General features: G+C 67.8%; 26 protein-coding genes. 13 read left to right on the top strand and 13 right to left on the bottom strand.

Going from position 1 to position 25,151, the window contains the following annotated elements:
* The first annotated feature begins 50 nt into the window (after positions 1-50).
* Positions 51-257, top strand: coding sequence for a cold-shock protein (locus PMES_RS03895; protein ID WP_159964259.1), 207 nt, complete (start codon positions 51-53; stop codon positions 255-257).
* Positions 258-363: 106 nt separating this feature from the next.
* Here the strand turns inward: PMES_RS03895 and PMES_RS03890 are convergent, their stop codons facing one another.
* The 4 genes from PMES_RS03890 to thyX all read right to left on the bottom strand — a co-directional run bounded on the left by PMES_RS03890 (position 364) and on the right by thyX (position 2,710).
* The gene (locus PMES_RS03890) at positions 364-780 is read right to left on the bottom strand and encodes a hypothetical protein (protein ID WP_159964201.1); all 417 of its coding nucleotides are present in this window, start codon (positions 778-780) and stop codon (positions 364-366) included.
* Between the two features lie 73 nt (positions 781-853).
* On the bottom strand, positions 854-1,252 hold the full coding sequence (locus tag PMES_RS03885; protein ID WP_159964200.1) for a DUF2177 family protein: 399 nt from the start codon (positions 1,250-1,252) through the stop codon (positions 854-856).
* Between the two features lie 76 nt (positions 1,253-1,328).
* Positions 1,329-1,673: an arsenate reductase family protein gene (locus PMES_RS03880; protein ID WP_159964199.1), complete on the bottom strand. Its 345-nt coding sequence runs from the start codon at positions 1,671-1,673 to the stop codon at positions 1,329-1,331.
* A gap of 125 nt (positions 1,674-1,798) precedes the next feature.
* On the bottom strand, positions 1,799-2,710 hold the full coding sequence (gene thyX / locus PMES_RS03875; RefSeq protein WP_159964198.1) for an FAD-dependent thymidylate synthase: 912 nt from the start codon (positions 2,708-2,710) through the stop codon (positions 1,799-1,801).
* A 208-nt stretch (positions 2,711-2,918) separates the two neighbouring features.
* On the opposite strand from thyX, the gene PMES_RS03870 reads away from it, so the two are divergent.
* The 3 genes from PMES_RS03870 to PMES_RS03860 all read left to right on the top strand — a co-directional run bounded on the left by PMES_RS03870 (position 2,919) and on the right by PMES_RS03860 (position 5,844).
* Positions 2,919-3,944, top strand: coding sequence for a hypothetical protein (locus PMES_RS03870; RefSeq protein WP_159964197.1), 1,026 nt, complete (start codon positions 2,919-2,921; stop codon positions 3,942-3,944).
* A 94-nt stretch (positions 3,945-4,038) separates the two neighbouring features.
* Entirely contained in the window at positions 4,039-5,340 is a 1,302-nt protein-coding gene (locus PMES_RS03865) for a hypothetical protein (protein ID WP_159964196.1), read from the top strand.
* 75 nt (positions 5,341-5,415) lie between these two features.
* Entirely contained in the window at positions 5,416-5,844 is a 429-nt protein-coding gene (locus PMES_RS03860) for a VOC family protein (RefSeq protein WP_159964195.1), read from the top strand.
* Positions 5,845-5,974: 130 nt separating this feature from the next.
* Here PMES_RS03860 and PMES_RS03855 read toward each other — a convergent pair whose 3' ends face one another.
* From PMES_RS03855 to PMES_RS03845, 3 genes are all read right to left on the bottom strand, one after another.
* Positions 5,975-6,472, bottom strand: a complete 498-nt coding sequence (locus PMES_RS03855) for a MarR family winged helix-turn-helix transcriptional regulator (protein ID WP_438943224.1) — start codon at positions 6,470-6,472, stop codon at positions 5,975-5,977.
* A gap of 168 nt (positions 6,473-6,640) precedes the next feature.
* Positions 6,641-6,907, bottom strand: coding sequence for a succinate dehydrogenase assembly factor 2 (locus PMES_RS03850; RefSeq protein WP_159964194.1), 267 nt, complete (start codon positions 6,905-6,907; stop codon positions 6,641-6,643).
* Positions 6,904-7,338, bottom strand: coding sequence for a helix-turn-helix domain-containing protein (locus PMES_RS03845; protein WP_159964193.1), 435 nt, complete (start codon positions 7,336-7,338; stop codon positions 6,904-6,906). Before PMES_RS03845 ends, PMES_RS03850 begins: the two co-directional genes overlap by 4 nt.
* 99 nt (positions 7,339-7,437) lie before the next feature.
* On the opposite strand from PMES_RS03845, the gene PMES_RS03840 reads away from it, so the two are divergent.
* Both PMES_RS03840 and PMES_RS03835 read left to right on the top strand, forming a co-directional pair.
* Positions 7,438-8,655 carry a pyridoxal phosphate-dependent aminotransferase gene (locus tag PMES_RS03840; RefSeq protein WP_159964192.1) on the top strand — a complete coding sequence of 406 codons (1,218 nt, stop codon included), beginning with the start codon at positions 7,438-7,440 and terminating at the stop codon, positions 8,653-8,655.
* Positions 8,652-9,062 carry a hypothetical protein gene (locus tag PMES_RS03835; RefSeq protein ID WP_159964191.1) on the top strand — a complete coding sequence of 137 codons (411 nt, stop codon included), beginning with the start codon at positions 8,652-8,654 and terminating at the stop codon, positions 9,060-9,062. Before PMES_RS03840 ends, PMES_RS03835 begins: the two co-directional genes overlap by 4 nt.
* Before the next feature lie 19 nt (positions 9,063-9,081).
* Here PMES_RS03835 and PMES_RS03830 read toward each other — a convergent pair whose 3' ends face one another.
* Positions 9,082-9,900, bottom strand: a complete 819-nt coding sequence (locus PMES_RS03830; RefSeq protein WP_236549683.1) for a DUF4198 domain-containing protein — start codon at positions 9,898-9,900, stop codon at positions 9,082-9,084.
* Positions 9,901-9,949: 49 nt separating this feature from the next.
* Between PMES_RS03830 and PMES_RS03825 the strand changes: the two genes are divergently transcribed.
* The gene (locus tag PMES_RS03825) at positions 9,950-11,071 is read left to right on the top strand and encodes a HupE/UreJ family protein (RefSeq protein WP_159964190.1); all 1,122 of its coding nucleotides are present in this window, start codon (positions 9,950-9,952) and stop codon (positions 11,069-11,071) included.
* A gap of 147 nt (positions 11,072-11,218) precedes the next feature.
* Here PMES_RS03825 and PMES_RS03820 read toward each other — a convergent pair whose 3' ends face one another.
* Complete coding sequence (locus PMES_RS03820; protein WP_159964189.1) at positions 11,219-12,136, bottom strand: UTP--glucose-1-phosphate uridylyltransferase; 918 nt, start codon at positions 12,134-12,136, stop codon at positions 11,219-11,221.
* Between the two features lie 357 nt (positions 12,137-12,493).
* Here PMES_RS03820 and PMES_RS03815 point away from each other — a divergent pair, with 357 nt between their 5' ends.
* Genes PMES_RS03815 through ggpS form a run of 3 tightly spaced genes read left to right on the top strand, consistent with a single transcriptional unit; the run spans position 12,494 to position 15,943 of the window.
* Entirely contained in the window at positions 12,494-13,609 is a 1,116-nt protein-coding gene (locus PMES_RS03815; RefSeq protein WP_159964188.1) for an NAD(P)H-dependent glycerol-3-phosphate dehydrogenase, read from the top strand.
* The gene (locus tag PMES_RS03810) at positions 13,606-14,412 is read left to right on the top strand and encodes an HAD-IIB family hydrolase (protein ID WP_438943223.1); all 807 of its coding nucleotides are present in this window, start codon (positions 13,606-13,608) and stop codon (positions 14,410-14,412) included. The genes PMES_RS03815 and PMES_RS03810 overlap by 4 nt, the downstream gene beginning before the upstream one ends.
* 40 nt (positions 14,413-14,452) lie before the next feature.
* The gene (gene ggpS / locus PMES_RS03805) at positions 14,453-15,943 is read left to right on the top strand and encodes a glucosylglycerol-phosphate synthase (protein ID WP_159964187.1); all 1,491 of its coding nucleotides are present in this window, start codon (positions 14,453-14,455) and stop codon (positions 15,941-15,943) included.
* 61 nt (positions 15,944-16,004) lie between these two features.
* On the opposite strand, the gene PMES_RS03800 is transcribed toward ggpS, so the two are convergent.
* Positions 16,005-17,126 carry a polysaccharide biosynthesis/export family protein gene (locus PMES_RS03800; protein ID WP_159964186.1) on the bottom strand — a complete coding sequence of 374 codons (1,122 nt, stop codon included), beginning with the start codon at positions 17,124-17,126 and terminating at the stop codon, positions 16,005-16,007.
* A 107-nt stretch (positions 17,127-17,233) separates the two neighbouring features.
* Between PMES_RS03800 and PMES_RS03795 the strand changes: the two genes are divergently transcribed.
* A complete protein-coding gene (locus tag PMES_RS03795) occupies positions 17,234-18,052 on the top strand; it encodes an NAD-dependent epimerase/dehydratase family protein (protein ID WP_159964185.1) in 819 nt (272 codons plus the stop codon).
* Entirely contained in the window at positions 18,049-18,714 is a 666-nt protein-coding gene (locus tag PMES_RS03790; RefSeq protein ID WP_159964184.1) for a sugar transferase, read from the top strand. Before PMES_RS03795 ends, PMES_RS03790 begins: the two co-directional genes overlap by 4 nt.
* Here the strand turns inward: PMES_RS03790 and PMES_RS03785 are convergent.
* The 3 genes from PMES_RS03785 to PMES_RS03775 form a co-directional block, all read right to left on the bottom strand.
* On the bottom strand, positions 18,704-19,369 hold the full coding sequence (locus PMES_RS03785; protein WP_159964183.1) for a YjbF family lipoprotein: 666 nt from the start codon (positions 19,367-19,369) through the stop codon (positions 18,704-18,706). The two genes, PMES_RS03790 and PMES_RS03785, sit on opposite strands and share 11 nt — an antisense overlap.
* A gap of 5 nt (positions 19,370-19,374) precedes the next feature.
* Positions 19,375-21,516 carry a YjbH domain-containing protein gene (locus PMES_RS03780; protein WP_159964182.1) on the bottom strand — a complete coding sequence of 714 codons (2,142 nt, stop codon included), beginning with the start codon at positions 21,514-21,516 and terminating at the stop codon, positions 19,375-19,377.
* Positions 21,517-21,673: 157 nt separating this feature from the next.
* Positions 21,674-23,566, bottom strand: a complete 1,893-nt coding sequence (locus tag PMES_RS03775) for a polysaccharide biosynthesis protein (RefSeq protein WP_159964181.1) — start codon at positions 23,564-23,566, stop codon at positions 21,674-21,676.
* Positions 23,567-23,750: 184 nt separating this feature from the next.
* On the opposite strand from PMES_RS03775, the gene PMES_RS03770 reads away from it, so the two are divergent.
* Positions 23,751-25,145, top strand: a complete 1,395-nt coding sequence (locus PMES_RS03770; protein ID WP_159964180.1) for a cytochrome-c peroxidase — start codon at positions 23,751-23,753, stop codon at positions 25,143-25,145.
* Positions 25,146-25,151 lie beyond the last annotated feature (6 nt).

The raw sequence follows: 25,151 nt of genomic DNA, 5'->3' as shown, positions 1-25,151 counted from the left end.
GCACCACCCCGTCGCACTTCCGCGGGCGGGTTACGATGAAGGAGATCGGTATGCCCACTGGCACCGTGAAATGGTTCAACACCACCAAAGGCTACGGATTCATTGCGCCCGATGGCGGCGGTAAGGATATTTTCGTTCATATCTCGGCCGTTGAGCGCGCCGGAATGACCGGCCTCGCCGACAACCAAAAGATTCGCTACGAGTTGAGCGAAGGCCGCGACGGGCGCGAATCCGCATCCGACCTGCAGGCGGTCTGATCGGGTCCAACTGTCGCTGACCGTAAAACGGGCCGCATGCCTTGCCTGCGGGCCGTTTTCAGGAAAGCGAAGAGAATGCCGCTTCGCGCATGCCCGTGAGGGCGGATCAGCGCAGCGACACCGCACCCTCGGCATCATCGCTCAGATCGCGCTCGATGGATGGCCTGCCCATTACCGTGGCCCCGCTATCCGCCCGGCCCGACGCATGCCGGGTCGGCGCTTGGGGGACCGGGGCCATGCCGGACCGGCCTTGCGAATGCCGCGCGCTTTTTACCGGCATCAAGATGGCCGAGCGGCGGGGCGTCTCATGCGCCGACGGGGAGGCCTCGACGTAGGAGCCTTCGCTGTTCGGCACGCCGCAGGAGATCGTCCCGTCGATGGTCACCGGCGAGAGCCCGGCCGGGCAGTAGTTCGGCGCCGTGTCATAGAGATATATCCGCGCGGCAGCCGGCTCCGCGCCCGCGCCGCTTGCGCCGAGGCATGCCGTCAAAAACGCGATCGTCGCCCCTGTCATCCTGGTCATTGCCGGCCCTCCCCTTGATCCCCGGTTCGCATTAGAGACGCGGACCGGGCGGCAATCAAGCACGAAGGCCCGCTCAGACGAAAGCGCGCGTGATCATCACGCCCGCCCATGCCGACACGCCCGTCAGGATGGTGCCCCATGTCGCGTCGACGGCCACCTGCTGAAGCGACCAGTCACGCATGACCGAGTAGCTGGTGAACTCATAGGTGCCGTAGGCGATCGCCCCGAGGAACATCCCGTTCCACAGGGCTTGCAGCGGCGCACCCTCGCGCAGCGCGGGCAGGCTGACGAAATAGAGGAGGCCAACCACGTAAAAAAGGTAGAAGACAGTCGCCGCGACGAAGCGCGGGCTTTCGAGGATCTGATCGCCCAGATGCTTCTTGAAGAGCGGTTTCATCACCGTCTGCAGCATGATCGCGTCGAGGATCAGGAAGACGGCGGCGGTTGAGACGTAGAGTATGGCAAGTTGCATCGGTCGCGCTCCAGCTGTGACCCGCTGCGATATAGCGCAGACCGCTGGAACGTCCCCCTCCCCCGCGCGGCCGCGATCAGCTGCCGGCCTGCGCTCCGCCCAGAAGCGCCGTCTGTGTCGATTTTTCCCAGCCCATGTAGAGCTTTCCATCGCTATCGATCACGGGGCGCTTCATCAAGGTGGGATGCGCGGCGAGTTGTGCCTCGGCCTCGGATGCCTTCATCCAGTTGCTCAGGCCACGATAGGTCGTCGAGTTGGTGTTGACCAGCCGATCACCGAACTTGGCCAGAAGCCTGTCCCATTCGCTATCGCTCAGCGGCTCGGCGCGCACATCCCGGAACGTGATGTCATGGCCGGCGGCCTCGAGCGCCTTGATGGCTTTCTTGCAGGTATCGCAGGTGGGAATTCCGTAGATGATCATCGCGTCGGTTACCGGGTCTGTTTATGTGAGCGAAGCTGCGCTTCGGGGCCGGCTCCTGCGACCCGTGGAAACCATAGGCCCGCCAGCGGATCGCCGCAACGATCCGCGGGCGGTAAAACGCGTGCCTACCTGCGTGCGAGGATCGCCTCGAACTCGCGCCACTCACCCTTCGACATGCCGCTCGTCTCCTGCGTCACCGTCTCGCCGTCGAGCATCCGGCGCAAACAGCCCAGCGCGCCGGCCGAAAGCGTCGCCCCGCCCATCCGGTAATCCTCGAAAGCGGCGTAGGCCGCAGGAACCCAGTCCTTCACGCATTTGGCGATGGCCTCGGCATAGACGCGGATCTCCATCTGCGCGTGGCTGTCGGCACGCAGGCGCAGGAAATGCAGCAGATTGTGCAGGTCGGTCTTCCAGTACCACTGGGTATAGATGCTCGCCGGCAGGTTCATCCGCGCCAGCTCGCGCGCGAGACCCTGTTGTCCGTCGGTGCCCAGCATCTCCTCGTAATGGTCGTAGGCGCGGTTGGCATCGCGCTTGAGGATGTCGAGAACCCTTGCCGCCTCCTCCCCTTGCAGGACCGCGCCGCGCCCCTGGTTGTTGGTGCTGGACTGTGCGGCGAGCGCATCGGGCTCGGGGACATAGAACTCCCGGTCGAGGATCGAGTAGCGGGCCGAGTACTCGTTTACGTTGGCGGTCCTGTGACGGATCCACTGGCGCGCGACGAAGACCGGCAGTTTCACATGCAGCTTGATCTCGCACATCTCGAAAGGCGTCGAGTGCCAGTGCCGCATCAGGTAACGGATCAGCCCCTCGTCGTTCTGCACCGACTTGGTGCCCCGGCCGTAGCTTACCCGCGCCGCCTGGCAGATGGCCGCGTCGTCGCCCATGTAATCGATGACGCGGATGAAGCCGTGATCGAGCACCGGGTAGGCGGTGTAAAGATGCGCCTCCATTCCTTCGGAGACGGCACGGCGCGTGGGCCGCTGCGCCGCGCGCTCTTCCTCGATCTGGGCGAGTTGCTCGGGAGTGAGGGTCATGGCTGGGCTCCGCCGCTTGGTGGGGCGCCGCCGTCGGCGCGCGATCGCTTCACCTATCCCCAACGCAGCGGGCGGTGCAAGACATCGGCCCCCTGTTCCTTTCGTGCCGCAGCTCGGTCGATCCTCCGAAGGTGACCGCGCGGTCCGATTGACAGCCCGCATCCGATCGCGCTCTCATCATGGCATCCACCCAGCTCGAAGGATCCGCATGATGGCACCGCACGCGGCCCTGCCGCCACTCCTTGCCCTCGCGCTTGCCGGCTGCTCGGGCGGCAATCCCTTCGAGCAGCAGGGCGACCTGCCACAAACGCCCGACGAGGTCGTCACGACACTGGGCGGGCGCGCCCTGCCGCCGGGCACGCAGACCCCGAGCGCGGCGGGCGACATCGAGCGCTTCGAGGCGCGCGGCGAGGGCGGCGACGGCTTTGCCGAGAACCCCGTCTACGACGCACAAAGCGATACCTTCACCATCGACAACCTCGCCTTCGATGGGACCGGGCCCTATTCGCGCGATACCGTCATGAGAGAGCTGGGCGCCGCCGGGCGCAGCGGACCCTTCGCCGTCTACGAGAACTCGCGCAGCGTCGTCGATCCCCGGAACGGTCAGGTCATCACCCAGCTGCCGCACAAGCTCCTGTTCCAAAGATCGCGCAGCGGCGCGACCGAACTGGTGATCGTGCGCACCGGGGGCTACCTGGGCTTCGGGTTCGGCGGATGGGCCTATCAGCGCAATGGCGGCGTTTCCCTGCCGGCCGAGTTGCAGGCAAGCTTTACCGGGGATTACGCCGGCATCCGGGACTTCGATACGCGGTCGGGACTGGAATTCACGACCGGCCGGATCACGCTGGAGATCGATTTCGCGGATTTCAACGGCGGCGCGGCACAGGACGCGATCAAGGGCCGGATCACGGACCGGAAAGTCTTCACGACGCAGGGCGACGACATTACCCAAGATGCCATCGACGCCCTGCAACCCGGCGCCGCCGCGCTGCCGACGATCCTGCTCGATATCGGTCCGAACACGATTTCGGCGAGCGGCGAGTTCGCGGGAAGCTTTCAGTCGGGCTATCTCGATGCGAACAATCAGCTGACCGTCTACGAAACCGGCGTCTATAACGGCATACTCGCCGGCGACGATCCGTCCGAAGCGGTCGGCATCACCATCGGGACCGGCCCCGATCATGGCTCCGGCGGCACATTCCGCGAGACCGGCGGCTTCGTCGCGGTGCGCTGACATGGGCGGGCCGGAGCGGCGGGCAGCGCGGCGCGGGCTTCGGGGAGCTTGCCGGCTCGCCCTCGCCCTTCTTTGCCTTGCCGCGCCGCGGGGCATGGCCGCGCCCGTCATCGTCAGCCCCGCGGAGCTTCGCGGCACGGCCATCGCCGCGCTCGAACATGGCCGCGCCGATCTGGCGCTCGCCATGGCACGGGCCCTCTTGGCGCGCGCGCCTTCCGATCTCCTGGCCGCCCTGCTCGAGGCGCGGGCGCTTTCCGACCTGGGCCGCGGCGCCGAGGCGATCACCGCGGCGCGCTCCGCCTGGGAAATGGCCCGCGCGAAGGGCGAAAGATACGATGCGGCGCGTATCATGGCCGGTGCCCATGCGGCGGTCGGGCACGATCTGCGCACCGCCTTCTGGCTGCGCCGCGCGCTCGATCATGCCCCCTCTCCCGGGGCGCGGGCGGAAGTCCTGCGCGCGCTGCGCCGGCTGAGGGACCGCGCGCCGCTTGCCCTCTCCCTCGGTGTCGATATCGCCCCCAGCTCGAACATCAACGGCGGCAGTTCCGCACGCGAGACGGTCCTCTTCGGCCTGCCCTTCACGCTGCAAGGCGCAAGCCGGGCCTTGCCGGGCACGCGGATTGGCCTGGATGGCCGGCTGTCCTACCGACTTCCGGGCGCGACTGCGACGGCCGCGAACGTGATCGTGGTCGAGCTTGCCGCACATACGCATCTTCTGTCGCGCGCCGCGCGTCTCAAGGCACCCGATGCAAGGGCCACGGATTTCGATCAGATCGCGGGCTATCTCGCCCTGCGGCGCGACTGGGCAAACGGCGCGGAGCTGGAGGCCGGGATCGGCCAGTCCTTTTACGGCGGCACGCCCGCCGCGCGCTTTGCGCGGCTGGGAGCGGGCCGGGAACTGGCCGCTGATGCGCAGCGCGTGATCACCGCCGGCGGGGCGCTCAGGATCGATGAAGGCCTCGGGGGACGGGAGGAGGTATTGCGGCTCGATGCGTATCTGCGGCGTACGGCCGGCATCGGCGCGGGGGGCCTGTGGAGTGCGGAGCTTCGTGCCGCGCGGTCGATTTCCGATGCCCCGGCCCAGGATCACGCCGAGGTCGCGGTCTCGCTTCGGCGGCGCTTCGCTCCGTTGACCGATGGCGTTTTCGCGGCCATGCGCCCGCAGGTCGGCATCGGCGGCAGCCTGCGATATCGCCGACAGGCGCGCAGCCTCTTCGTTCAGGGCGGCCGCGACGAGATCGGGGCGGCCCTTTCCGGCGAGCTCGTGCTCGGCGGGCTCGAACGGCTCGGCTTCGTTCCGGCGATCACCTTCGATGGCACGCTTCGCCGCTCGCGCGTCGATCTCTACGACAGCGAGACCTACGGCATCGGCCTCAGCCTGCGCTCGGTCTTCTGACCCGACTTCGCCTTTGCATCCCGCCGCCCGGGACCTAGGTCCTTGCCCAAGCCAATGCGCAAAGGAGCAGCTCCGATGTCGATCACCTATCTGCACACGATGGTCCGCGTGAAGAATCTCGACGCCTCGCGGCGCTTCTTCGAGCTTCTCGGCCTCGAGGAGACCCGCCGCATGGACAATGAGAAAGGCCGCTTCACGCTGCTTTTCATGGCACCGCCGGGACAACAGAATGCCGCGGTCGAGATGACCCATAACTGGGACGGCGACGAGGGCCTGCCTTCGGACAGCCGCCATTTCGGACATCTCGCCTACCGGGTCGACGACATCTACGCGATGTGCCGGCACCTGATGGAGAACGGCGTCACCATCAACCGTCCTCCGCGCGACGGGCATATGGCCTTCGTGCGCTCGCCGGACAACGTATCCATCGAACTGCTGCAAGCGGGCGATGCCCTGCCGCCCGAAGAGCCCTGGGCGAGCATGGAGAATACCGGGCACTGGTAAGGGCGGCACATGGTCCGGCGCGGCGCGCGGCCGCTTGGCAAGGGTTCACGCGGCGCGCGGGCGAGGTCGACGATCGGCTCGGCGCCGGGCCGGAGCCCTCCGGCCCCGGAATGGCGGGGCAGATGGAGTGTCAGTAGATGTAGCGGATCTGATCCGTCCAGTAACGCTCGATGCGCCGCAACTGGGAATTGATCTGCTCGATGCCTTCCAGTCCGAGGACGCCGCGCGTCTGCATGCCATCGGCATGGCGCTCGAAGAGGTTGCTGACCATCTGGTGGATGTTGCGCCCCTTGGGCGTGAGCTTGACGCGCACCGCCCGCCGGTCGATCTCGCAGCGCTGGTGATGCATGTAGCCCATGTCCACGAGCTTCTTGAGATTGTAGGACACGTTCGAGCCCTGGTAATAGCCGCGCGATTTTAGCTCGCCCGCCGTCACCTCGTTATCGCCGACATTGAAGAGCAGCAGCGCCTGCACGGAATTGATTTCCAGCACGCCGAGCCGCTCGAACTCGTCCTTCAGCACGTCAAGGAGCAGCCTGTGCAGCCGTTCCACCAATGACAAGCTGTCGAGATACTCGTCCATGAAACCCCGCCGGGTCCCGGGTTGCCACCGCTCGATCGCGCTCATCATGCCCTCCATGCTTTCTGTCATGGAGCAGTTTGCGAGGGAAAATGCTAATTTTTCGTCAAAGGTAGAGGATACATCCCGGCGAAAGGCCCGCCCGCCCCGCGCGCCGATACGAAAGGCCCGCGCGCGCCGGCCCGGCTACCTTTCGGGCGGCGGCTCGGAGGCCGGCTAGGCGATCCTGTCGGAGGCGGCCGCGGTGATCCGCGCCAGCATCGGTGCGATCGCATCCGGGGGCGTCTCGAGCCCGCTCACCCAGCGATAGAGATCCTGGTCATGCTGCTCGAGCACCAGTTCGAAGAGATCGAGCTCCCCCGCGTCGAGCCCCTCGAGGCGCGTATCGGCGAAATGTCCCAGCAGAAGGTCCATTTCCTTGATCCCGCGCCGCCAGCTTCTCAGCCGGAGGCGCTTGATCCTGATCTCGTGCGTCTCGCTCATGTGCCGGTCTCCGTGATCGACGTCTTCAACTGCTTCTCGATGTGCCCCAGCCGGTCGGTCAGGCGCAACATGTCGCTGCGCAATTGCCGCAGATCGGCAAGGAGCGCGTGGGATTGCGCGCTCACGCCGCCCGGCTCAGGCGGCGTGAGCCCCTCACCCTCGCCCGTCAGCAGCCAGCGGAACGAGACGTTGAGCAATCCCGACAGCATGCTCAGCCGGTTCGCGCGCGGCTCCGAAAGGTCGTTCTCCCAGTTGTCGAGCGTCCGGAGCTTCACGCCGAGACGCCGCGCAAGCTCCTCCTGGGACATCCCGACGGCCGCGCGCGCATCGGCGAGGCGATCGCCGAAGGTCGCGGTCTCGTTCGAATACCACCGCGCATCGGCATCGCCCTGCGCGTCCGATCGGGTCCCGGTCTGCTGCTCGTCGCTCATCATCGCATCTCCCCGCCGGGTGCACATGGACCCGGCTCTTGATTGGCCACCGGCGGAAATCTATGACGAAACCCAGCGACATTCCATCGAGAGGCGACCATGGACCTTCTTTCCGCGACCCTCGCACGGGTCAGACCGTCGCCCACGGTGACGATCACCAACCGCGCGGCCGAGCTTGCAGCCGGCGGCGCGGACATCATCGCGCTAAGCGCGGGCGAGCCCGATTTCGACACCCCGCCCCATATCCGCGAGGCCGGCAAGAAAGCCATCGACGAGGGCAAGACACGCTACACCGCCGTGGACGGCATCGCCGAGTTGAAGCGGGCGATCTGCGCCAAGCTGTCGCGCGAGAATGCGCTGCATTACGAACCCGCCCAGATCTCCGTCTCCTCGGGCGGCAAACAGGTGCTCTACAATGCCCTGATGGCCAGCCTCGATCCCGGGGACGAGGTGCTGATCCCCGCGCCCTACTGGGTGAGCTATCCCGACATGACCCGGCTTGCCGGCGGCACGCCCGTCATCCTGCCCTGCGCGCCGGAGGCCGGGTTCAAGCTGACACCCCGGCAACTGGCCGAGGCGATAACCCCGCGCAGCAAGTGGTTGATCCTGAACGCACCCTCGAACCCGACAGGGGCGGCCTATACGCGCGAGGAACTCGCCGCGCTCGGCGAGGTGGTCGCGGCGCATCCTTGGCTCCACGTCATGAGCGACGAGATCTACGAGCATCTCGTCTTCGATGGCTTCAAGGCCCATTCCATCGCCGCCGCAGCCCCCCGCATCGCGGAGCGCGTCCTTCTGTGCAACGGCATGTCCAAGGCCTTCGCGATGACCGGCTGGCGGATCGGCTACGGGGCCGGTCCCGCCCCCCTCATCGCGGCAATGCGCAAGATCCAGTCGCAATCGACGAACAATCCCTGCTCGGTCAGCCAGTGGGCCGCCGTCGCGGCGCTGGAGGGTCCGCAGGCGTTCCTCGACGAATGGCGCACGGTCTTCGCCCGCCGGCGCGATCTCGTGGTGCGGGCCCTGAACGGCTGCGAGGGCATCGAATGCCCGACGCCCCAGGGCGCCTTCTACGTCTATCCCTCGATCGCCGGCTGCATCGGCAAGCGCAGCGCCGGGGGGGCGATGCTCGGGAGCGACGAGGATTTCGCGGCCGCGCTGCTCGAGGAGCAGGGCGTGGCCGTGGTCTTCGGGGCGGCCTTCGGAATGTCCCCGGCCTTCCGCGTCAGCTACGCGGCATCGGACCACGTCCTGGAAGAAGCCTGCGGCAGGATCGCGCGCTTCTGCGCGGGATTGCAGGCGGAGGAGACGATATGAGCGCCGATCTTCCCGACTACTACTTCAGGGTGCGAGAGAACGGCGCACAGGTCTTCGCGGTCAATTCCGACAACCGGCAGAACCGGATCGAGATGGACCAGATCGCTGTGGTCAACATCCGCAAGGGCGAGGTGAAACCGCATGGCGACAGGGTGCTGGGGGCCCGCGACCGCGAGGAGATCGCCCGCTGGATCGAGGCCCGCCGGGAGCTGCTCGCGCGGCGCGAGACCGATGACATCCTGCGCGCGGTCGATCACCTGAACCAGACGGCGCAATGGGTGCAGTCGCGTGCCAGCGACGATCAGCTCGACGCGGTGACGGACGATCTGCTGCTGGCGATGCACGATCTGCGCAGCACCCTCGTGCGGCGCCGCGCCGAGAGAATGATGAGATCGCGCAAACCGTAGCGGCGCCGGGGCGCCGGGTTCACTCGGCCGGCACGCCGAAGACGAGACTTGCCCAGAGGCTTTCCCACACGGCGCCCGTGGCCTTCGCGATATCGGGCGCGGGAACGCGCAGGACGACCGAATCGAGCAGGTATTGCGTTCCGGGCGTGACGGGGATCACCGCGCGCCCGTCCTCGTCGGTGCGCACCGTCACCGGCGCAAGCACTTCGCCGTCGCGGCGCGCGAAGATCTCGACCTGCGCCTGCTTGCGTGGCTCGCCCTGGTAGAAGACCCGCACCGGCATTCCTTCGGACAGATCGTCCAGATAGGGGTTCTTGAGCGCGACGATCTCGGTGAGCAGGCCGCGGGCGGCATCCTGTCCCGCCCCCTCTCCCACCGCGATGAGCGCCTTCGCATGTCGCGAATAGATCTCGGTGAACCCGGCCTCCGGAAGGCCGCGCCGGGCGTGCTCCTCGAGAACCCATTCGGCATCCTTGTGGGTCGTGAAGCTCACGAACTTGTCGGGATCGTCATAGGTGACGGTCGAGTCGGTGCTGACATAAAGGACCGTCAGCAGCCCCTCCTCGTTGATGCGCATGTTCAGCGCCGGACGATCACCGATCCGGGCCTGGACCGGCCCGCGCATATCGCCCTGGATCAGGTCGAAAAGCTGGAAGCGCGCCGGCACGAAGGCATAGGACGATCCCTTGTAGAGCTCGCCGACGCGGATCGCGGCGACGACATTTCCGCCCTTTTCGATCTCGAATTGCTCAGGATCGATCCAGAACTCGTGGCCGTGGGCCGCAACTGTGCTAATCCCAAGAAAAATTGCGCCGATCATCTGCCCGAGGTAGCCCATGTCACCATCCAAACCTGTCATTTCCAGCCAGAAAGTGCGTGTTCGCGGCATGGTGTCAAGGCTCGCCGCGGCGCTGTTCGTGATCGTGATGTCCGCCGCCTCGCCCGCCACCGCCCACGAGGTGCAACCGGCCATCGGCGATCTCGTGCTCGGCCCGCAGGAGCTCTCGCTCGAGCTGGAGGCGACGGTTGAGCCTTTCATCGCGGGGGCCGACCTTGACGGGCTGCTCGACACGGACGCCTCCGGACAGGCCGCAGAGGTGGACCGGCTCCGCGCTCTGCCCCCCGCCGAGCTGGAAGCGGCGTTCCGTACGTTCTGGCCGGAGATGCGGGAGGAGATCTCGATCCTTTCCGGCGGGCAGACCGTCCGCCCCGAGCTCGTGGGCATCACCGTCCCCGAGGTGGGCGACCCCTCCCTGCCGCGGCTCTCCCGCCTGACCCTGCGCGCCGATCTGCCGTCCGGCGACGCCCCGGTGCAGATCGGGTGGGACAGCCGGCTCGGTGCCCTGGTGATCCGCCAGATGGAGGCAGGTCCCGACGCCTATACCGCCTATCTCACCGCGGGACGCAGCAGCGATCCGATCTCGCGCAGCGGCCCAACCGTGCAGAGCGCCGGCGCGGTCTTTCTCGATTACATCGTGATCGGCTTCCAGCACATCATTCCCAAGGGTCTCGACCATATCCTTTTCGTGCTCGGCCTGTTCTTCCTCTCGGCGCGGCTCGGGCCGCTTTTGTGGCAGGTCAGCGCCTTCACCCTCGCCCACACGATCACGCTGGCGCTCGGAATTCTCGGCTACGTCACCGTGCCGGCGGCGATCGTCGAGCCGTTGATCGCCGTCTCCATCGTCTATGTCGGGGTCGAGAACATCCTCTCGCGCGGCCTGTCGCCCTGGCGCCCTGTGGTGGTCTTCGTCTTCGGTCTGCTGCACGGGCTCGGCTTCGCCTCGGTGCTGGGCGAGATCGGTCTTGCCCCGGCGCAATTCGTCACCGGCCTCATCGGCTTCAATGTCGGGGTGGAGATCGGCCAGCTCGCCGTCATCGCGGCCGCCTTCCTCGCCGTGGGGCTGTGGTTCCGCAACAAGGACTGGTATCGCCCGGTGATCGCGGTGCCCGCTTCGGTCTTCATCGCACTGATCGGGGCCTATTGGGCCATAGAGCGCACTTTCCTCTAGCCCGGAATGACGGGGCGCATGCGCGTCCCGCCGCCCTTTCGCGCAGAGGCGAGGGTGCCGAAACGAGACAGGCCCCGCACGATCGGCGGGGCCTTGGCTATCGGGCTGTGATCCCAGATGGGCTCCGGGCGCTGCCGGCTGGCCGGCTCAGGCGACGGAGCGCAGGTCGGCCTTCGTCGCCTTCTTTCCCTCGAGCGCGGCATGACCTGCGAGCACTTCGGAGAAATCGGGATCGCCGCTCGCCCTGTGCAGCGTCGCGGCCAGCATTCCCTGCTTGGAGCCGCAATCGAAGCGCAGGCCGCTGAAGGCGAAGCCGACGAGGCCGACACGCTCGATCCCGGCCGCGATCGCATCGGTCAGCTGGATCTCGCCGCCGGCACCGGCATCGAGGCCGTCAAGATCGTCGAAGATCGAGCCATCGAGAACGTAGCGGCCGACAACGGCCTTGTTCGACGGCGCGGTTTCGGGATCGGGTTTCTCGACCATCCCGCGCGCCTTGATCAGCGCGCCGTTGACCTCGGTGACATCGAGAATGCCGTAGGACGAGACCGCCTCGCGCGCGACATCCATCGCGGCGACCATATGGCCGGCATCGCTGCGCTCATAGGCGGCGATCATCTCGCTCAGGCAACCCTCGCCGCCAAGGATGAGGTCGTCGGGCAGGATCACCGCGACGGCGCCCGGCAGGACATGATCGCGCGCGCAGTTGACCGCGTGGCCGAGGCCGAGCGGCTCTTCCTGCATCACGAAGATCACGTCGCATTCGTCATCGCTGAGCGCCGCCGCGTCGAGGCGGTTGGCGATGCGGTTCTTGCCGCGGGCGCGTAGCGTCGCCGCCAGGTCCGCATCCTGCTTCACGTGCCGCTCGATCGCCGATTTGGAAGGGTGGCTCACGAAGATCATCCGCTCGACACCGGCCGCGCGGGCCTCGTCGATCGCGAACTGGATCAGGGGGGTGTCGATGACGGGGAGAAGTTCCTTGGGGGTCGCCTTCGTGGCGGGAAGAAAACGGGTGCCCAATCCCGCGACGGGGAAGATTGCGGTCCTCACGGCTGATCCTGGCATCGGTTTCTCCTTCACTACTGATATGGACGACTGGTATGACTGGCTTGGGCCGAGGCCCGGAACATCCCGACAACGCCGCATCGACGCGATCCGTTCCCACCCTTTCGCCCGCCCGCGCGGCAGGCGGGCCCGCGAGCGGGATGCGCAGCGGGCCGCGCAGGACCGCCCGCCGGCGGCCAGGGCACGTCCGACTGCCGGCACCCCGGCCCGTCCGGGCATTGTGCGTGCATGACAAGGGGTGGAAATCGCGCGCCTTTCGTTGCAAACCCACGGGACCAAGGAACATTACGATGAAGTCGGGCTTTCCAACCGTGACGGTCTCCGCCGGTGGAGAGGCCAAATCCAAGAGGTGGTTGAATGGCTCTCTCGAGCGCCAAGTCACAGCGGGCCCCGGCCCATGCACGGCCCTATGACAAGATCGCGGTGATCGGTGCGGGATCGTGGGGCACGGCGCTCGCGACGGTCGCCCGCCGCGCCGGGCGGCAGGTCTCGCTCTGGGGACGCGACAGCGCGGTGACAGAGGCGATCAACACCCGCCGCGAAAACCCCCGCTATCTCGAGGGCGTCGTCCTGCCCGAGGGGATCGAGGCCACGACCGACATGCGCGCGGCGCTTGCGGGCGCCGGCGCGGTGATGATCGTCACCCCCTCCAAGACCCTGCGCGAGATCTGCGCGCAGATGCGTCCCGCCCTGCCGAAGGGCATTCCCATCGCGCTCTGCGCCAAGGGCATCGAGGCGCAGACCGGCCTGCTGCTGGGCGAGGTGGCCGGATCCGAGCTTCCCGGCCATCCCATCGGCGCCATCTCCGGGCCGACCTTCGCCAAGGAGACGGTGCTCGGCCATCCCACCGCCGCCACCGTCGCCTTCGATTTTCGCTACATCGACCGGCTCGAGCCGCAGGACAGCCCCGCCGCGCGCTTCGCCATCTCGCTCAGCAGCGCCGCCTTCCGCCCCTATATCTCCGACGACCTCGTCGGGGTCGAGATCGGGGGCGCGGTCAAGAACGTCATAGCCATCGCCTGCGGGATGATGAGCGGCGCGGGCTTTGCCGAGAACACGCGCGCGGCCCTCATCACCCGCGGCATGGACGAGATGAAGACGCTGGCCGAAGTGCTCGGCGGGCGGCGCGAGACGGTGACCGGCCTTTCCGGCGCCGGCGATCTGACGCTGACCTGCTCCTCGACCACGTCGCGCAACATGTCCCTCGGCACGCAGCTTGGCCGGGGGCTGAAACGCGAGGAGTGCTTCGATGGCGCGCCCGTGGTGGTCGAGGGCGAGGTCAACGCGATCTCTGTCGCCGACCTTGCCGCCAAGATCGGCGTGACCCTGCCCATCTGCGACGCGGTGCACGCGGTCCTGCATCGCGGCGCCGATCTCGAGCAGACCTTCCGCGATCTGTGGTCGCGTCCCATCGAGGCCGAGCCCAACGCGCTCGGCCTCTTCTTCCAGCACCCATTCGGAGCCAGCGCATGACGTCCCCCACGAGCAGCCCCTCGCCCGCCCGCACCGCAAGCGATCTGCCGCCGTCGATGGCCGAGAAGAGCTTCGTGCTCGCCACCGATCTCGACGGCACGTTCCTTGGCGGGAGCGAGACCCACCGGCGCCGGCTCTATGACTGGATCGAGGAGAACCGTGCCAGTGTCGGGCTGATCTTCGTGACCGGGCGCGATCCCAAGTTCATCGCCGAACTCTGCGAGGGGGGTGTGCCGTGGCCCGAATACGTGGTGGGCGATGTGGGCACCACCATCGCGAGCCTGACGAACCGGACCGTCAAACCGATCCCCGAGCTCGAGGAGGAGATCGCGAGGGTCTGGGACGATTCGGGCGACAAGGTGAAGGAAGCGCTCGCCGATCAGCCGGGCATCACCCTGCAGCCGACCGATTTCCGCTATCGTGTCAGCTATGACATGGACCCCTCCGCCTTCACCCGCGAGACGATCGACCTTGTGCGCGAGATGGGCTTCGATCACATCGTCTCGGACAATCGCTATTTCGACGTCCTGCCGCATGGCGTCAGCAAGGGACCGTCGCTCAAGCGTCTCGTCGGGCATCTGGGCGTCTCGCCCGACAGGGTGCTTTGCGCGGGCGACACGCTCAACGATCTGTCGATGCTCGAAAGCGGGCTGCCGGCGGTGGCGGTCGGCGGCTCCGAGACGGCCCTCATCGAGCGGATCGAACAGATGAACCAGGTCTATATCGCGCGCGAGAAGGGCGCCGGCGGCATCCTCGAGGCGATCGCGGCGCTCGATCTGCACAGCTCCGTCCCCGCGCCCTGAGCCCCGCGTGGGCGCCAAACCGAACCCCAGGAGACATCCCATGCCAAGCGATCTCGTCATCGTTTATCATCGTCAGCCCTATGAGGAAGTCGAGGAGGACGGCAAGATCGTCTTTCGCGAGAACAAGAGCCCCAACGGCATCGTGCCGACGCTCAAGGGGTTCTTCGGCCGCGTCGATAAGGGGGCATGGGTCGCCTGGAAGCTTGCCGAGGACCCGGCCAATCCGGGCTTCGAGAAGGTCGTGGAGATCGAGGACAGCTACGGCGCCTATTCGGTCAGCCGCCTGCCGCTCACCGAGGCGCAGGTCAAGAGCTTCTACCATGTGACCTCCAAGGAGGCCTTCTGGCCGATCCTCCACTCCTTCAAGGAAAAATACAATTACGACCCCGTGGACTGGCCCACCTTCCGCGAGGTGAACTGGGCCTTCGCCGAGGCCGCCGCCGCCGAGGCCAGGGAGGGTGCGGTCGTCTGGGTGCATGATTACAACCTGTGGCTGGTGCCCGGCTACCTGCGCAAGCTGCGCCCGGACCTGCGCATCAGCTTCTTCCATCACACCCCCTTCCCCGCCGCCGACATGTTCAACGTCCTGCCCTGGCGCAAGGAGATCGTCTCGAGCCTGCTCGCCTGCGATGTCGTGGGCTTCCATATTCCGCGCTACGGCGCCAATTTCATCGGCGTGGCGGAGAGCCTCTTCGATGTGGAGGTCGCCAAGCGCGAGCTGGTCAACACGGATTTCGTCGTCGAGGGGATTGCCCTGTCCGAGCGCCGGATGGCCCGCTCGCTCACCTATCAGGGCCACGAGGTCATGATCAGCGCGGCGCCCGTCGGCGTGGATGTCGACTACATCGCCTCCAAGGCCGAGACCGCCGAGACCACCGCGAAGGTCGAGGAGATCCGGGCGGAGCTCGGCGAGACCAAGATGATCCTGTCGGTCGGGCGGACGGATTACACCAAGGGCGGCACCGATCAGCTCATGAGCTTCGAGCGACTGCTCGATGAGCATCCCGAGCTGCATGGCAAGGTTCGCCTGATGCATGTCTCGGTCAGCGCCAATCGCAACATGACCGTCTATGAGGGCATCCAGAACGAGATCGAACAGACCGCGGGCCGCATCAACGGCCGCTTCGGCAGCTTCGAGTGGCACCCTGTCGCGCTGATCAGCCGGGCGATCCCCTTCGACGAGCTCGTCGCCTATTACCGCGCCGCCGACGTGGCATGGATCACGCCGCTGGCCGACGGAATGAACCTCGTGGCCAAGGAGTTCGTGGCCTGCCGCAGCGATGGCGACGGTGTGCTGGTGCTTTCCGAATTCGCGGGCGCGGCGGTGGAGCTGAAGGCGGCGATCCTCGCCAATCCCTTCTCGCACCGCTCCATGGACCGTGCCATCCTGCAAGCGCTCGACATGGGCGAGGAGGAGCGGCGCGACCGGATGGAATCAATGCGCGGCACCATCAACAAGTACGACATCAAGGCCTGGGCCGAGACGCAGATGGCGGGATTCGCCGGCAAGGACGGCCGCCTCGACGGGTGAGACCGGCCCCGCCTTCCCTGCCCCGCCTCCTCTGCCATGACCGGCGGGGGAGGCAGGGTTCTCAGAGGCTCGAGAGGCTGCGGAAGACCGAGAAGGAGCTGCCGACGAGACCCAAGGCGATCTGCAGGCTGCTGACCGGGCTCTCGGTGGCCAGAACCACGTCGCCGGGAAAGATTTGCATCGATTTCGCGCTGAAGAGCCCGTCGGCCGTCGTCAGGTCGATCGAGAAGACGACCCGCTGCTCGCGCGGGCCGGCGTGACCTGGCGCCAGCGCCGAGCGGGGATATTCGCGCAGCACCAGCACCCCTTCGGGATCGGCGCGCGTGTCGGTCAGCCCACCGATCATCGAGATCGCCTCGAGCGCGGTCACGTAGTCACGGGTGAAGGGGATGATGGCCTCCTTGCCAGCCGCGCCGAGCGACAGGAAATAGCGCGCATCCTCCTCCACGATGAGCTTGTCGCCCCCCGTTAGCACGGCGTCGAGCCGCGGATTGGCGAAAAGCCTTTCGACCGAGGTGACATAGAGCTTGCCGCCGCGCTGCAGCTTGACGCGCGGGTTGCGCAGGTTCGGCGGCACACCGCCCCCGAGGCTTATCATTCCCAGGACGGACTGCCCGCGATCGGTCAGCGGATAGCTGCCGGGATTGGCGACGCCGCTCACGAGATCGACCGAATTGGCCCGCCCCGTCTTCAGCGAAATCTGCACCTGCGCGGAAGGCGCGATCGCGCTGAGCTGGTTCTGGATCGCGAGCCTGGCGCGCTGCGGGGTCATCCCGGCCACGCGCACCTCGCCGACATAGGGCACGAAGATCCGCCCGTTGGGCGCGACCTCCAGATCGGTGAGCGGCGCCGCGCGCTCGTTGAGCGATGTCAGGAGCGAGTTTTCGGAACTGTCCCAGATCAGCGCCCTGAGCGTGTCACCCGCCGCGATGAGCTGCCCGGAGGGGCCCTGTCCGCCCGGTGCGTCGGGCCAGCCGTGGGAGGTCTCGGAATTGACCGCAGGCCAGGCGTCGATCGCCGGGAGCAGCGCCCGGGTGACCGGATAGAAGGCGAACCCGGATGTGGCGGGAGCGGCCTCCCTCGCGATCTCGCCCTCGATGGCGGCACCGCGCGGCAGTGCCGAGCAGGCCGCGAGCACGGATCCGGCGAGAAGGGCGAGAAGGGCTGGACGGGCGTTGAGCATGTATCCCCCTTGGGAGCGAGGCGAGGTCGGATAAGAGCGCCGCATCCGTTGCGGCGCTTGGCGCTTCGGTGTTGAATACGCGCAAACGCGCCGCGAGAACAGGGGCGGTGCGGCATCTCGGGGGAATGATGGGCAAGGTGATCTTTCTGGGCGCCACGGGGCGCGTGGGGCGCATGGTCGGCGCGGCGTGGCCCGCCGGCGGGCCGCCCCTCGATCCGCGTGCCCGCGGGCAGTGGGAGGAAGGCCAGGCGGGTCCCGATGAGTGTGTCCTGTGCCTTGCCGGCGTGACACCGCGCAGCGGCGCACCGCTCGAAGACAACACCCGGATCGCGCTCGCGGCCCTGCGCATGGCCCGGCGGCGCGGCGCGCGGCACCTGTTCGTCGCCTCCTCCTCCGCTGTGCTCGGCGATACCGGCACGAAGGCTGCGAGCGAGAGCTTCGGCGCGCGGCCCGCCGGCGCCTATGGCCGCGAGAAACTCTCGATGGAGGAGGCACTTCTCGCCGATGCGGCGACCGATGGGACCAGCGTGACGGTGTTGCGGATCGGGAATGTGGCTGGCGCGGGCGAGCCTTTCGACACCATCGGCGCGGGCGGCGCGCCCCGGCTTGACCGCTTCGCCGATGGCGCGGGCCCGAGCCGCAGCTATATCGGACCGGTCAGCCTCGCGCGCGTCCTGTCGCGGCTTTGCCAGATGGCGCTGGAGGGCGCGCGGCTGCCCGACCGGCTCAACGTGGCGGCGCCCGGTGCGACCGCGATGGCCGACATTTTCGCGGCGCTGGGGCAACCGCCGGAATGGCGCCCGGCGCCGAGCGGCGCGATCCAGCGCGTGCACATGGATTGCAGCGCCCTGATGGCCCTGTGCCCCCTGCCCCGCGATGCCCATCATGCCGACCGGCTTCTGGACGAGATCCGCGCGGCGACATGACCCTGTCCAAACGCCTCTTCGATATCGCCCTCGCGCTGCTACTGGTGGCCGTGCTCTCGCCCCTGATCGTATTGCTGTCGCTCGCCTTGCTGATCCTGTCGGGACGCCCGCTGCTCTACCGGGCCGAGAGGATGCGCAGCCCACAGGAGGGATTCGTGCTGTGGAAGTTCCGCACGATGACGCTGGACGATGCGGATGCCGGGGTGACGGGGGGCGACAAGAGCGTCCGGATCACCAAGCCGGGCCGCTTCCTCCGGCGCAGCCGGCTCGACGAGCTGCCGCAGCTGTGGAACGTCCTGCGCGGCGATATCAGCTTCGTCGGCCCGCGTCCGCCCCTGCGGCGCTATGTCGAGCAGTTTCCCGCCCTCTATGCCGAGGTCCTGCGCTCGCGCCCCGGCATCACCGGGCTCGCCACCCTGCGATACCACGCCCACGAGGAGCGCCTGCTCTCGGCCTGCCGCACGCCGGCGCAGACCGAGGCCGCCTACAGGCGGCGCTGCGTGCCCCGGAAGGCCGCGCTCGATCTCATCTATGCCCGCAATCGCTCGCTGTGTTTCGACATCCGCCTCATCGCGCAAACAGCGCTGCGCGGCCTTCCGGGCGGGCGCCGCGGCGTGCGGCGCGACGCGGCCCGCAAGGCGCGGCGTGGCCTCAGCCGTTGATCCGCGTGATCGTCAGGTAACCCAGCTCGCGCGTCAGGAACTGGCGCGAGCGGATCACCGCGCCGCCCTGCGTGATCCAGTAGCGGTTCTCGAAGGCTTGCCCATCCGCCGCCGCCGCCCCGGAAGGCACGCAGCTTTCGGTGACGCGGCGCAGGCTGCGCGGCAATCCCGCGATCGACAACGTTTCGCCACCGGACTGCGACAGCGTGCAATCGAAGCGGCGGCGCACCACGCGCTCATCGCCGCCGAGCCTGTAGCGCACGCGCGAGACGGTGCCGCGGCCGGGGCGGATGTCGGGACTATCCACCGACATCAGATCGTTGCCAAGACCGCGCGAGGAAACCAGCTGCCCTTGCCGGAAGGAGAGGGTGACACCGTCCTGCGAGGCCCATGTCTGCGTGTCGCGGTTGGTTCCTTGCAGCAGGAAGCCGGTGCGCCTGCCGGTCGCTTCCGTCTCCACCACCATGAGCGGATCGGGAAAGGCCCGCATCTGTTCATCGGTCGCCTCGAACCCGCCCGCCGCCGGCGCCGCGCCGCCAAACGCACCCGTCACGGTCGCGAGCACCGGACCGAGCAGCTCGTAGGAGGACGAGGTGCTGTTGCTGCATCCCGCCAGAACGGCGAGGCCGAGCGCCCCGAGGGCCCTCTTGATCATCGGCGTCATCTCCAGACCCTTCCCCATTGATCGGCAAGCTCGCCCTCGTGGTAGTCGCGGATACCCTCGTAGAGGCGTCCCGGCACGCTCAGCCGGGCGCCGCCGTCGCGGGTGATGGGACGGATCGTGCGCCCGATGCTGCCGCGTGTCGGCGTTCCGGTGAAATAGCTCAGCGGGATCGAGATCCGGATCCCCTTGTCGAAGGAGCCCTCGCCGAACTCCTCGGCGGAGACATCCGTGAGGGTCGCGAAGGCCCCGACGGACCAGCCATTGCGGAACTCGCGGTCCAGCGACAGGGTCGCACCGACATCCCCCGCCAGGTAGCGCCCGACATCGAGCTGTCCGTGAAAGCCGTTGTCGAAGTCGTAATAGGCCGAGACGTGGCCGGTCAGAACGTCGTAATCCTGGAACCCGAAGCCGCCGTCGAAATCCCGCTTCGCGGCGTAGTTCAGCTCAAGGCCGAGGCCGAGCGGGCTGCTTACGGGCTTGTAGAGAAGCTCGCCCGAGACGCCGCCGAACATCCGCTCGAGATAACCCGCCGTCACCCGGCCATAAAGATCGTCCGAGGGACGGAAGTAATAGGCGCCGAAGAGGTTTCGCAGCGCCGGGTCGCCCTCCCGCTCGTAGCGGACCACGTCGGTGCGCACATGCGGCAGCACCGAGTTCGACGGACGCCCCTCGTCGAGATTGCCGAGCAGCTTCTTCTCCACGGCCCCCGAGAAGACCAGTCCCGGCCTCGGGGTGTAACTTGCCCCCAGCGACAGGCCGAAGGCCGCGCGTACCGGGCTGCTGGGGTCGAAGAAGCTGCTGCGAACGAAGGGACCGATGCTGTAGGTCAGCTTGGGAAAGGCCCCCTCCGGCCGGTCGGCGGGCCCCGGACGCGGCCCGGCGGCGCCGAGCCCGGCCACCGCGAAGAGCTGCGCCTCGGCATCGGGCGCCTCGACCAGCCGCTCGAGATCGCTGCGCCGCAGGGTCACGGCCGACGCGCCGATGTCGAAGACCGTCGGCACCAAGACGAATGTCTCCACCGATGGCGGCATGACCCGGCTCAGCACCCGCGCCGCGCGGCCGATGGCCTGCGCCTCCGCGTCGTAGCGCAGGTTGCGGAACCGAAGCTCGGCACGGCCTTCGGTGATGCTCAGCGCGGTCACCTCGATCCCCTCGGCCAGCAGCTGCGCGTGCGCATCGCGGCGCAGGGTCTTGAGCACGCCCGGCCGCGCGGCCCAGGCGGTGAAATAGGCATCGGGATCGCGGGCGGGGTCCGGCCGCTCCGCCAGCGCGCCCGGCGCCGCCGCCACGCTGCCCCTGACCGCGGGCCGGGCCGGGTTGAGCGCGAGGCTGAACCGCAGGCCGATTTCCGAGCCGTAGAGATAGTAGCCGCCGACGGTCAGCGTGTCGTTGACCGCGTAATCGACACCGAAGTTGAAGGGCGACTCATGCGCGAAGAGCCGGCTCGCCGAACGCCCGTTCGTCTCGAGCCTGTAGGCATCGGAGGAATACTCGGCCAGCAGCGTCAGCGCCTCGCTCGGCTTGTAGGACAGGCCGGCGAAGGGCGCGGCGGGGCCCTTGAACCACTCGCCCGTGTTGGGCTTGCCGCCCCGGCCGAAATCGCGCGCCGGCCGGGCGCCGAAGGGACTGCCGATGTCGCCCTCGCTCCCCAACCGCCCCCAGCCGAGGCCGGCGGTGACCGCGATCTTCGGGCCGAGGTGCTTGGTGGCGACGATATACTCGCCGCTCGAGATGCCGGTGCCGACGAAATCCTGAAGCCCGATCTTCATCGCCGGCAGGTAGCGGCTCTCATCGAAGAACTGGAAGGAAAGATCGAAGCTCCGATCGTAGTAGTCCTCGAATCCCGCGTAATTGAACTCGTGATAGCCCGAATAGCGGAAGCTGCCCTGCACGCGCGGCAGGATCTGAAAGCTCAGCGTGTTGCGGTTGATCCCGGCGAAATACGAGCTGGTGAAGGTCAGCTCGCCATCGGGCTGGCTCAGCGCGCTCGGCATGTCGACAAGCCCGGTCGTCCCGTAGAGCCCGAGCGTCGGGCGGGGTTCGGCGCCGGCACCGTTCGACCAAGATGCGAGCGCCGTCCCCGACAGGAGGACCGCGCCCATGGCGATCGCGGCCGGCGAGCGGAAATTGCGTGTCATCGCGAGAACCTCTTTGACGGGACGGGTGTGTTGGCTTCACCGCGGCTTGACCGCGTCCGCAGCGCACAGGGTAGCGATCGGCGCGGCGAACGCCACGGGCGAGCCTGCCGGAGCGCCGATCGCGGTGTCACCTGTGACCGAATGTCCATGTTCCGGATCAGGGCGCGGCCTTACGGCGCTCCGCGTCGGGCACGTAGCCCTCAACCCAGCGCGTCACCACCGCGAGGGCGGCGGCATCGTTGCCCGTGGCCATGGCCTCGCGCAGGGAACGGATCGCGGAGGCGACCTCGATCTCCGACAGGTGCGCCTCGCGCGCGGCGAAGATCTTCTCATGCGCGGTGGTCAGGTGCCCCTCGCCGATCAGAAGCTCCTCGTGCAGCTTCTCGCCCGGACGCAGGCCGATTTCCTTGATCTCGATGTCGCCGCCCGGATTGGCGGCCGATTTTACCGTGTATCCCGAATCCACGATGATCTGCTTGGCGATGTCCATGATCCGCATCGGCTTGCCCATGTCGAGGACGAAGACCTCGCCGCCACTGGCATAGGAGCCGGCCACGAGCACGAGGCTGACCGCCTCCTCGATCGTCATGAAGTAGCGCGTCACCTCGCTATGGGTCACGGTCACCGGGCCGCCCTGCTCGATCTGCTCCTCGAAGAGGGGAACCACGGAACCGGAGGAGCCCACCACGTTGCCGAAGCGCACCATCGCGAAGATCGTGTCCGGCGAGCGCGCGGCGAGGTCCTGCACCACCAGTTCGGCGAGGCGCTTGGAGGCGCCCATCACGTTGGTCGGCCGCACCGCCTTGTCGGAGGAGATCAGGATGAAGCGCTCGATCCCCAGGTCACGCGCCGCCGTCGCCAGCGTCGAGGTTCCAAGGACGTTGTTGGCCAGGCCGACGAGCGGGTTGGCCTCGACGATCGGGACATGCTTGTAGGCGGCGGCGTGCAGGACGACGTTCACGTCATGCACCGACAAGGTGCGCCGCACCAGGCGCGCCTCCGTGACCGATCCCAGCACCACGACGAGCTCGGTGCCGGTCTCGTCGGCAAGGGGACGCAGCGCCTTCTCGGCCTCGTAGAGGGCAAGCTCGCTGATCTCCATGATCACGAGCCGGCGCGGCTTGCAGGTGAGGACCTGCCGGCAGAGCTCGGAGCCGATGGAGCCCCCGCCGCCGCTCACCAGGACCGAGCGCCCCTCGATATGGGTGCAGCCCAGCGCGCCGGAGCGATCGAAGGTCTTGCGCCCGATGATCTGAGCAGGGGCGACCGGCACGAGCTTGTCGAGCAGCGCTTCCTGCCCGATCAGCTGCGCGAAGGAGGGCAGCGCCTGCACCTCGAGCCCGATCCGCTCGAGGCGGCGTGCGATCTGCAGCAGCTTGGGCTGCGAGACGGACGGCATCGCCAGCAGGACGCGGTCCACCCTGCGCCGATCGACGATGCGCTCGATATCCATGGGACGCAGGACCGGCAGTCCGGCGATGGTGAGCGATTGCAGGGCGGTGTTGTCGTCGACGAAGGCGACCGCCTCGATCGCGTCATGGCGCGTCAGCGCGCGGGCCAGCTGCATCCCGGTATTGCCGGCGCCGTAGATCAGCACGCGGCAGCGTTTCCCCTGGCTGCGATAGGCGGCGAGAACCGTCTCGAGCATGAGCACGCGGCTGGCAGCCGCGAACAGGAAGAAGACGATGCCGAAAACCACCAGCGCGCCGCTCGGCAGGTCCGGCTGCCCGATCCGGTGCAGCGCGGCATTGGCGAGCCCCACGAGGAGCGACATCGCCCCTACCCGCAGCATCCCTTGCGTGTCGTAGGAGTTGAGCCGGATCTTGGGAATGCCGAGCGCGCTCGAGATACCGGCCGTCAGGGCGACCAGGAGCACCAGCAGCAGCCAGGCCTGCGACAGGGCCGTCCAGAGCGGCGGGCCGCCTGGCTGCACCGCCAGCGTGAAGAGATAGGCCAGGGGGACGAGCGCGAGATCGGCGCACAGGAACATCAGGCGCTTGTGCCGCCGGTCCAGCCGCTTGAGGACGTTTTCGAGGAAGAGCTTCTTCATTCCGTATCACCGCCGGCCAAGGTATCATGGCAATACCCGGCTGCATCGGGCAGCCTGCGAGCCGGACGGACAGCGATCTTGGAAATTGCGGACAACATTGCGTTTCTCTGAGACAGCGCCACTATACCAATCCAGCAAAGCCGTGCACAAGAAGATTTCCCGTCCCTTGCGGAATGATGCCGATATGCCCTTGCGAACGGCCAGGACCGATCCTCGAAACCGGCGCCCGGCGGGCTGGCGCTCGTCCGTGCGCGCGGCGCTCTGCGCGCTCGCCGCCCTGCTCGCGGCCGGCGCCCTGCGTGCCGCGCCGCAGCCGGACGGCATCCCCCTGCCCGCGCCGCCCTCGGCCGTGGATTTCCGTCCGGTCGACATGGACCGCGCGCGGCTGGGGCAGCTGCTCTTCTGGGATCCGATCCTGTCGGGGAACCGCAACATCAGTTGCGGCACCTGCCACCATCCCCGCTTCGGCACGTCGGACGGGCTCGCGCTGGGCGTGGGGGAAGGCGGCATCGGCCTTGGCCCCGAACGCCGGGTCGATCCGGACAATCCGCCGGAGGAACGGGTGCCGCGCAACTCCCCGGCCCTCTTCAACCTCGGCGCACGCGAATTCGCGACCCTGTTCCATGACGGGCGGATCGAGACCGATCCCGCCCGCGCCTCCGGTCTGCGCACCCCTCTCGAGGATGAGATGACGCTCGGCTTCGACAACGTCCTCTCCGCGCAGACCATGTTTCCCGTGCTCAGCCAGGACGAGATGGCCGGGCATTACTCCGAGAACGACGTCTCGCGGGCGGTGCGGATGGGCCGGCTGACCGGCCCGGACGGGGCCTGGGACCTGCTGGCGCGGCGTGTCGACGCCATTCCGGACTATCGCCGCCGCTTCGCCGAAGCCTTCCCCGAGATCGCGGCGGGCGCGCCCATCGCCTTCACCGATATCTCCAATGCCATCGCCGAGTTCATCGCTTTCGAATGGCGCAGCACCGATTCCCCATTCGATGCCCATCTGAGCGGTGCGGCGCCGCTGCGGGGTGCCGCCCTCGAGGGAATGGCGCTCTTTTACGGCGCGGCCGGCTGCGCCGTTTGCCATTCGGGTCCGTTCCTGACCGATCAGGGCTTCCACGCGATGGGCGAGGTGCAGATCGGCCCCGGCAAGCGCGCCCGTTTCGAGAGCCACCGGCGCGATGACGGGCGGATACGCGTCACCGGCCGGGCGGAGGATGCCTTCCGCTTCCGCACCCCGTCCTTGCGCAACGTGACGCGCACCGGGCCCTATGGTCACGCGGGCGCCACCGCGGAGCTGCGCGCCTATCTGCGCCGCCATGCCGATCCGGCGGCGAGCGCGGCGATCGACGGGCCGCTGCCGGCGGGGGTCGGCGCGGGCGAGGATCACGCCCTGTGGGAGACCCGGTCCGAGCGCGACGCGGTGCTCGGGGCCCGCGGGGACGACATACGGCCCCTCGCGGAGCCGCAGATCGACCTGCTCCTGGCCTTTCTCGAGAGCCTGAGCGATCCGCTCGCCCTGTCGGGGCGTCTCGGCATCCCGCATAGCGTCCCGAGCGGGCTTCCCGTCGATCGCTGAAAACCG

This window comes from Profundibacterium mesophilum KAUST100406-0324 (assembly GCF_009835145.1).
GTDB classification, from domain to species: Bacteria; Pseudomonadota; Alphaproteobacteria; order Rhodobacterales; family Rhodobacteraceae; genus Profundibacterium; species Profundibacterium mesophilum.
Note: the sequence above shows the minus strand (reverse complement) of the source record. Positions and strands in the feature narration are given on the sequence as shown.

What these genes read in the sequence shown, in the direction of transcription:
- PMES_RS03775 (WP_159964181.1), bottom strand. Translation starts at nt 23,566, where the DNA reads ATGAAGAAGCTCTTCCTCGAAAACGTCCTCAAGCGGCTGGACCGGCGG.
- PMES_RS03815 (WP_159964188.1), top strand. Translation starts at nt 12,494, where the DNA reads ATGGCTCTCTCGAGCGCCAAGTCACAGCGGGCCCCGGCCCATGCACGG.
- ggpS (WP_159964187.1), top strand. Translation starts at nt 14,453, where the DNA reads ATGCCAAGCGATCTCGTCATCGTTTATCATCGTCAGCCCTATGAGGAA.
- PMES_RS03785 (WP_159964183.1), bottom strand. Translation starts at nt 19,369, where the DNA reads ATGATCAAGAGGGCCCTCGGGGCGCTCGGCCTCGCCGTTCTGGCGGGA.
- PMES_RS03825 (WP_159964190.1), top strand. Translation starts at nt 9,950, where the DNA reads ATGGTGTCAAGGCTCGCCGCGGCGCTGTTCGTGATCGTGATGTCCGCC.
- PMES_RS03770 (WP_159964180.1), top strand. Translation starts at nt 23,751, where the DNA reads ATGCCCTTGCGAACGGCCAGGACCGATCCTCGAAACCGGCGCCCGGCG.
- PMES_RS03890 (WP_159964201.1), bottom strand. Translation starts at nt 780, where the DNA reads ATGACCAGGATGACAGGGGCGACGATCGCGTTTTTGACGGCATGCCTC.
- PMES_RS03810 (WP_438943223.1), top strand. Translation starts at nt 13,606, where the DNA reads ATGACGTCCCCCACGAGCAGCCCCTCGCCCGCCCGCACCGCAAGCGAT.
- PMES_RS03835 (WP_159964191.1), top strand. Translation starts at nt 8,652, where the DNA reads ATGAGCGCCGATCTTCCCGACTACTACTTCAGGGTGCGAGAGAACGGC.
- PMES_RS03820 (WP_159964189.1), bottom strand. Translation starts at nt 12,136, where the DNA reads ATGCCAGGATCAGCCGTGAGGACCGCAATCTTCCCCGTCGCGGGATTG.
- PMES_RS03830 (WP_236549683.1), bottom strand. Translation starts at nt 9,900, where the DNA reads ATGGGCTACCTCGGGCAGATGATCGGCGCAATTTTTCTTGGGATTAGC.
- PMES_RS03790 (WP_159964184.1), top strand. Translation starts at nt 18,049, where the DNA reads ATGACCCTGTCCAAACGCCTCTTCGATATCGCCCTCGCGCTGCTACTG.
- PMES_RS03860 (WP_159964195.1), top strand. Translation starts at nt 5,416, where the DNA reads ATGTCGATCACCTATCTGCACACGATGGTCCGCGTGAAGAATCTCGAC.
- PMES_RS03850 (WP_159964194.1), bottom strand. Translation starts at nt 6,907, where the DNA reads ATGAGCGAGACGCACGAGATCAGGATCAAGCGCCTCCGGCTGAGAAGC.
- PMES_RS03870 (WP_159964197.1), top strand. Translation starts at nt 2,919, where the DNA reads ATGATGGCACCGCACGCGGCCCTGCCGCCACTCCTTGCCCTCGCGCTT.
- PMES_RS03880 (WP_159964199.1), bottom strand. Translation starts at nt 1,673, where the DNA reads ATGATCATCTACGGAATTCCCACCTGCGATACCTGCAAGAAAGCCATC.
- PMES_RS03845 (WP_159964193.1), bottom strand. Translation starts at nt 7,338, where the DNA reads ATGAGCGACGAGCAGCAGACCGGGACCCGATCGGACGCGCAGGGCGAT.
- thyX (WP_159964198.1), bottom strand. Translation starts at nt 2,710, where the DNA reads ATGACCCTCACTCCCGAGCAACTCGCCCAGATCGAGGAAGAGCGCGCG.
- PMES_RS03800 (WP_159964186.1), bottom strand. Translation starts at nt 17,126, where the DNA reads ATGCTCAACGCCCGTCCAGCCCTTCTCGCCCTTCTCGCCGGATCCGTG.
- PMES_RS03840 (WP_159964192.1), top strand. Translation starts at nt 7,438, where the DNA reads ATGGACCTTCTTTCCGCGACCCTCGCACGGGTCAGACCGTCGCCCACG.
- PMES_RS03885 (WP_159964200.1), bottom strand. Translation starts at nt 1,252, where the DNA reads ATGCAACTTGCCATACTCTACGTCTCAACCGCCGCCGTCTTCCTGATC.
- PMES_RS03865 (WP_159964196.1), top strand. Translation starts at nt 4,039, where the DNA reads ATGGCCGCGCCCGTCATCGTCAGCCCCGCGGAGCTTCGCGGCACGGCC.
- PMES_RS03895 (WP_159964259.1), top strand. Translation starts at nt 51, where the DNA reads ATGCCCACTGGCACCGTGAAATGGTTCAACACCACCAAAGGCTACGGA.
- PMES_RS03855 (WP_438943224.1), bottom strand. Translation starts at nt 6,472, where the DNA reads ATGAGCGCGATCGAGCGGTGGCAACCCGGGACCCGGCGGGGTTTCATG.
- PMES_RS03780 (WP_159964182.1), bottom strand. Translation starts at nt 21,516, where the DNA reads ATGACACGCAATTTCCGCTCGCCGGCCGCGATCGCCATGGGCGCGGTC.